Source organism: Flavonifractor plautii ATCC 29863 (assembly GCF_000239295.1).
GTDB classification, from domain to species: domain Bacteria; phylum Bacillota; class Clostridia; order Oscillospirales; family Oscillospiraceae; genus Flavonifractor; species Flavonifractor plautii.
This window is the reverse complement of record NZ_JH417790.1, coordinates 7,762-13,205: the sequence shown is the minus strand read 5'-3', so window position 1 is coordinate 13,205 and position 5,444 is coordinate 7,762. Positions and strand designations below refer to the sequence as shown.

Genomic DNA, 5,444 nt, shown 5'->3' with positions numbered 1-5,444 from the left:
CCTACACGACGCTCTTCCGATCTTGCCTGGGGCGCCGCGTTTCTTTTGTTCTTTTGTCAGCGCTCCTGGCGCAGCGTCTCGGCCTTCTCCTTCAGGAAGCCCTTGAGCCACGCACCGGTGGCCGGGTGATCCAGGGCGAAGTCGATGGTGGCCTCCAGGAAGCCGCAGAGGTTGCCAGTGTCATACCGGCGGCCCTCAAAGTCCACGGCCACCATGCGGCTTCTCCGGCACAGCTCCCGCAGGCCGTCGGTGAGCTGGATCTCGCCGCCGTAGCCGGGCTTGACGTTCTCCAGAATATCGAAGATCTCCGGAGTCAGCACATAGCGGCCCAGGATGGCGTAGTTGGAGAGCCTCTGCTCGGGGGTGGGCTTCTCGTTCATGTCGGACACGTCGAAGATGCGCTCCTCCAGGGGGGAGACCTTGACGGAGGAGTAGCGGGAGATAGCCTCAGTAGCCACCTCCTGCACCCCCAGGGCGGACGCGCCGTATTTCTCGGCGGCCTCCACCAGTTGGAGAGTCACCGGCTTTTTGGCCCGCATGATGTCGTCGCCCAGCAGCACGGCGAAGGGCTCGTCCCCCACGAAGCGGCGGGCGCGGCCGATGGCGTGGCCCAGGCCCTTCGTCTCCTTCTGGCGCACGTAGAAGATGTTGGCCAGGTCGGCGGCCCGGCGCACCTCCACCAGCTCGGACTCCTTGCCCGACTGGAGCAGGCGGGTCTCCAGCTCGGGGTAGTAGTCGAAGTAATCGTCCATGGCGGACTTGGCCCGGTTGGTGACGATCAGAATGTCCTCAATTCCGGCGGCCACCGCCTCCTCGATGATGTACTGGATCACCGGCTTGTCCACCATGGGAAGCATCTCCTTGGGAACGGTCTTGGTGGCGGGGAGCATCCGGGTTCCCAGCCCTGCGGCGGGGATGACGGCCTTACGAACTTTCATAACAAAAAACCTCCAGCAGAGCGGGCGGAACGCCGCCCGCCGTTATTGCAGATGTGCGGCGGGAATCATGGGGCGGAAATACCGAACCCTGGGCAGGGCCTTCAGGAGAATCGTGCCCAGCACATAGCAGGCCACAGCCTCCTCTGCCACAAAGGTCCACAGGTTCAGTCCATACGCCGCCCAGAAAGCGCCGTTGACAGCCCCTGCCTCCGCCCAAGCCCACATGGGCGGCAGCAGCAGGGCGTTCACCACAATGGGGGGCAGGGCGGCCAGATACCAACGGGGCATCTTGATGGAGAGGAAGGCTGCGATGGCGGTGGCCAAGGTGCCCACAATCATGTCGATGGGACCATAGGGGGAGAGAATATTGGTCAGCAGGCAGCCCAGTGCCAGCCCCGGCGCGGCGGCAGGGAACAGGAAGGGCAGCACGGTCAGCGCCTCCCCCAAGCGGACCTGAACCGGTCCGAAGGTGAGCCGAAAGATGTTGCCGAAGTAGCACAGGACGAAGTAGACGGCGGCCACCATCGCGGCCAGGGTGAGCTGTTGGATGTTGGATTTGCGCATGTGTGATCATACCTCCATTTTAGTCTTTAGAGAACGGCGGTGAGTCCCACCGAACGAACGCGGCCGTGGCCGCGCTTGGACCGGGTTTGGAAACCGGTCGGGGGTATTTTAGCACGTTTCCCCTCGGAAGTAAAGAAAAAGCGCCGGGACTCTCCCCCGCCCTCCTCCGCGGAAAAAGCAGCCCCGGAGCGCACGCGCTCCGGGGCGGTCTTTTCTTCCATTATTCCGTAAAGGGCTTTTCCACCAGGGAGCCCCGGCTGTAGCGGGCCAGAATGTCCCGGTCGTCCCCGTCGTAGAGGAACTGCTCCAGCTTCTCAAAGGGGGTGCGGGACAGGCGGCCGTCCAGCTCATCCACATCCACCACCAGGGCGTCGAAGTCATACCCCGGCTCAAAGGAACCCACCTTCCCGAAGAATTCCCCCGGCCCCTTGGTGGCCAGGTAGAGGGCCTCCGGCAGGGAGAGGGGCCGCTCCTCCGGGTGGTCCAGGGCCCGGAGCTTGGACAGCCCCACCGTGGCCGCCACATGCCGGTTCATGGCGGCGGCGTGGCCGCCGGCCACATCGCTGGCCACGCAGCAGCGCAGCCCCTCCGACAGGCTGCGGCGCAGGGGCATGACGCCGCTGGACAGGTTGGTGTTGGACTGGGCGCAGTGGGCCAGGGTGACCCCCTCCTCCCGGAGAATGGCCTCCTCCCGCCCGGTGAGGTGGACGGCGTGGGCCATGATGGTGCACCCCCGGCGGAGCAGGCCGTAGTCCCGGTACACCTCGGTGTAGCTGGCGCACTCCGGATGGAGCTGGCCCACCCAGGCGATCTCGCTCCGGTTCTCCGACAGGTGGGACTGGACGGGCAGCCCGTACCGCTCCCCCAGCCGCCCCAGGCCGTCCATGAGCCGGGCGGTGGTGGAGGGGACGAAGCGGGGGGTCAGGATATACCCCACGTGCTTCAGCTCCGCCCGGCTGCGGCAGATGAGCTCCTCCGTGTCCGCCAGGGAGGCGTCGGTGTCCTCCCGCAGGCTGTCCGGGGCATTGCGGTCCATGTTCACCTTGCCGATGAGGGCGGACAGCCCCGCCCGCTCGGTCAGCTCCATCAGCCGCCAGGCGGCCTCCTTGTGGATGGTGGCAAAAGCGGAAAAGCGCAGGGTGCCGTTGGCCCACATCCGGTTGAGGAACCGCTTCCACGCCGCCTCGGCAAAGTCCGTGTCGCCGTAGCGGGCCTCCACCGGGAAGGTGTAGGTCTCCAGCCAGGGCAGCAGCTCCTGGTCGTAGCCCACGCCCCGGTTCACCATCTGGGGGGCGTGGAGGTGGAGGTCGCAGAAGGCGGGGAGCACCAGCGCCCGGCCGAAGTCGGTCACCGGCTGCCCGGCGTACTCCTGGGGGAGCGCCCGGTAAAAGCCGGCGCACTTCTCCCCCTCTACCACCAGGTACTCCCCCTCCCGCACGGTCAGCTCGCCCAGCGCGGGAGTGTATAAAAAGTTGCCCTTGAAAATCATGGCAGACCCTCCGGTTTTCATATTCTTCCTTTATCCTATCATCCGCCCCTGTAGAAAGCAATCAGAAGTTTTCGCCCCGGCACAGAAAAGCCGCCGCACCCGTTGCGTGCGGCGGCCCAGCCTGTCGAAAAAGACTTTTCAACAGGCTGCTGGACTTTTTGAAGCTCTAAAGGAGCTTCAAAAAGTCGTTTCATCAAACGTGAAAGGGAACCCTGACGGTTCCCTTTCACACTATCCTTCCCTCCGAAGCCTTTGGCAGGAGGGTTTATTGCTAGCCTCAACCGCCGCACCCGTTGCGTGCGGCGGCCCATATCTTTTATTCGGGTATTCAGGGTACCAGCTCTACGGTGTAGCCCAGCTCCTTCAAGCCGGACACAATGCCGCCCGGATCCACCATGTGGCCCGCGCCCACGGCCAGGAAGAACGTATTCTCCCCCTCGGTCTCCAGATACTCCGCCGCTGCGGCAATCATGCCGGGGTCCCGCTCGGTGAACAGCTTGGAGTTGAGCTCGTCATCGCTGTTGAGGATGGCCTCTTTGTCGTAGACCTCCGCCAGGGCATCGGGGTCCCGGTCCTTCCAGGCGTCGAACATGGCGGCAATCTGCTCCTGCTGGGCCTGGGCCAGCGCCTGGGCCGCCTCGTCGGCCGCCTCGCCCTTGAGCATCCCCTCGTACCCGGCTAGGCTGGCGTCCAGATAGGCCTCCTGGTACTCGGCGGACAGGCCGTCGAAGATGCCGCCCTGGAAGGCGTAGGTCTCCACGGAGTCGATGGTCTTGCCCGCGTTCACCGCGTAGGCGTTGATATACATATCAATGGCCATGGCGTTGGTGCCGGTCGTGTCGTCCTGGAGGCTCAGGACGCCAAAGGTGGAGGCCAGGGCCCAGGGCTTATATACGTCAAAGCCGTTGGGCTCCATGCCCAGGCTCACCGCCGCCGCCTGTACCCGCGCGTACAGCTCCGGGCTGATGTGGTCGGCCAGGGTGGTGCCGTCGGAGTAGACCTGGAGCTGGGCCAGCAGGGCCATGCCCTCCTGGTCGTTGAGATCCAGCTCGAAGCTCACCACCTGGGAGGCGTCCAGGGCGTCCCGCACCGACTTATGCAGGGGATAGACGTTGCTGCGGTCCATGTGGATGGTGCCCAGCAGGTAGAGGGTGTTGTCCCCGTTGACGGCCTTCCACAGCAGACCTCTGGAGCCGGCGTCGTTGGCGTCATAGAGGGCCAGGATCAGCCGCTCGGCCATGACCATAGCCTCCTGATAGGTGCAGGGCCGGTCTTCGTTCAGTCCGCCGGCCTGATCGCCCCTGACCACGCCCAGGCCGATGAGGAAGGCCGCGGCCCCCTCCTCCACGCCGTCGATGTCGTAGGCGGCCGCCTCCTGGTACAGCGCGTTCATCACGCCGCCGCGGGTGGTGTCCACCACCAGTCCTTCGGTGTCCGCCGCCCGCTGGGGCAGCTCCAGCAGGGCCAGCTTGTCGGCCACGATGCCGGTCATGGCCGAGAGCTGCTCGCTGGTGATGGTGCTCTGAATGTACGTAGTGTAGTTGTCGTCCACCAGCCCCATGGCGTAGCTGTCCGCCAGCTCTCCCACCGCCCAGGCGTCGGGCATCTGAGGGGCCGGAGCGGTATCTTCCGCCGCCAGCGCGGGCGCGGCCAGCAGGGCCGCCGCCGTGACGCCGGCCAGCAGCCGGCGCATCCGATTGTGCTTCATGTCATGTGCTCCTCTCGTCGAATTGTAAAGTTTGCTTTCCACATGTACTGTACCACAGCCCGGCCCCGCCGTCAACCGCAATTTGCGGCAGTGAGGGTCTGCCTCTGCTATACACGCAGTTATACTAGTTCTATACTAGTAATATCTATGTTTTAGCATGTAATAATCTATCTGTCAAGATGATACCCTTACATAAGGGTGAGACGCAATGAAAAAAGAGGAGCACAACGCCCGGTTTCGGGATCACTATATCGCCATCGGCATCCGCATCTCCTACTTCCGAAAGCTGCGGGGGCTGAGCCAGGAGCAGTTGGCCGAGCGCGCAGGAATCAGCCCCGGCTTTCTCTCCCAGGTGGAGGCCCCCGGCATGGCAGTGGGCATTTCCCTGAGCACCCTTTTCCTCATCGCGGAGGCGCTGGAGATTCCGCCCTACAAGCTGCTGCAATTTGACGATTGACCCGCTTCAAACCGCGCAGGCCGCCCCATGGGGCGGCCTGTTTTCTATATCTGCCCTCTCCGCACGCTCAGGCTGGCGATAAACTGCTTGGCGGTTCGCGGCATCCGGCCCGGGCTGCGCATCTCACCCCACGGGAGGTTCCCTCCCGCGGGGGCCCCTTTTTTCCATTCTCTTGAGGCGAAGTCAATTCGCCTCAACCAAGGTTTTGCCTCCGGCAAAACGCTTGTGCGCCGCAGGGCGGCGGGGCGCTTTCACGCCCGTGGGAGATGCGGGACACCTGGTCACAGG

Annotated in this window: 6 protein-coding genes; 1 reads left to right on the top strand and 5 read right to left on the bottom strand. The window is 64.3% G+C overall.

Features of this window, described 5'->3' with window-relative positions; all coding sequences use genetic code 11:
- Positions 1–56: 56 nt before the first annotated feature.
- The 5 genes from galU to HMPREF0372_RS10385 all read right to left on the bottom strand — a co-directional run bounded on the left by galU (position 57) and on the right by HMPREF0372_RS10385 (position 4,699).
- On the bottom strand, positions 57–938 hold the full coding sequence (gene galU, locus HMPREF0372_RS10400; RefSeq protein WP_007491966.1) for a UTP--glucose-1-phosphate uridylyltransferase GalU: 882 nt from the start codon (positions 936–938) through the stop codon (positions 57–59).
- A gap of 42 nt (positions 939–980) precedes the next feature.
- Positions 981–1,502: a QueT transporter family protein gene (locus HMPREF0372_RS10395; protein ID WP_007491965.1), complete on the bottom strand. Its 522-nt coding sequence runs from the start codon at positions 1,500–1,502 to the stop codon at positions 981–983.
- A 220-nt stretch (positions 1,503–1,722) separates the two neighbouring features.
- On the bottom strand, positions 1,723–2,991 hold the full coding sequence (locus tag HMPREF0372_RS10390; RefSeq protein WP_007491963.1) for an amidohydrolase family protein: 1,269 nt from the start codon (positions 2,989–2,991) through the stop codon (positions 1,723–1,725).
- A gap of 38 nt (positions 2,992–3,029) precedes the next feature.
- A complete protein-coding gene (locus HMPREF0372_RS20370; RefSeq protein WP_007491962.1) occupies positions 3,030–3,221 on the bottom strand; it encodes a hypothetical protein in 192 nt (63 codons plus the stop codon).
- 98 nt (positions 3,222–3,319) lie between these two features.
- A complete protein-coding gene (locus HMPREF0372_RS10385; RefSeq protein WP_007491960.1) occupies positions 3,320–4,699 on the bottom strand; it encodes a TraB/GumN family protein in 1,380 nt (459 codons plus the stop codon).
- 208 nt (positions 4,700–4,907) lie between these two features.
- On the opposite strand from HMPREF0372_RS10385, the gene HMPREF0372_RS10380 reads away from it, so the two are divergent.
- A complete protein-coding gene (locus HMPREF0372_RS10380; protein WP_007491959.1) occupies positions 4,908–5,156 on the top strand; it encodes a helix-turn-helix domain-containing protein in 249 nt (82 codons plus the stop codon).
- The last annotated feature ends 288 nt before the right edge of the window (positions 5,157–5,444 follow it).

Coding starts and splice junctions, on each gene's coding strand:
- galU (WP_007491966.1), bottom strand. CDS start 938: ATGAAAGTTCGTAAGGCCGTCATCCCCGCCGCAGGGCTGGGAACCCGG.
- HMPREF0372_RS10395 (WP_007491965.1), bottom strand. CDS start 1,502: ATGCGCAAATCCAACATCCAACAGCTCACCCTGGCCGCGATGGTGGCC.
- HMPREF0372_RS10390 (WP_007491963.1), bottom strand. CDS start 2,991: ATGATTTTCAAGGGCAACTTTTTATACACTCCCGCGCTGGGCGAGCTG.
- HMPREF0372_RS10385 (WP_007491960.1), bottom strand. CDS start 4,699: ATGAAGCACAATCGGATGCGCCGGCTGCTGGCCGGCGTCACGGCGGCG.
- HMPREF0372_RS10380 (WP_007491959.1), top strand. CDS start 4,908: ATGAAAAAAGAGGAGCACAACGCCCGGTTTCGGGATCACTATATCGCC.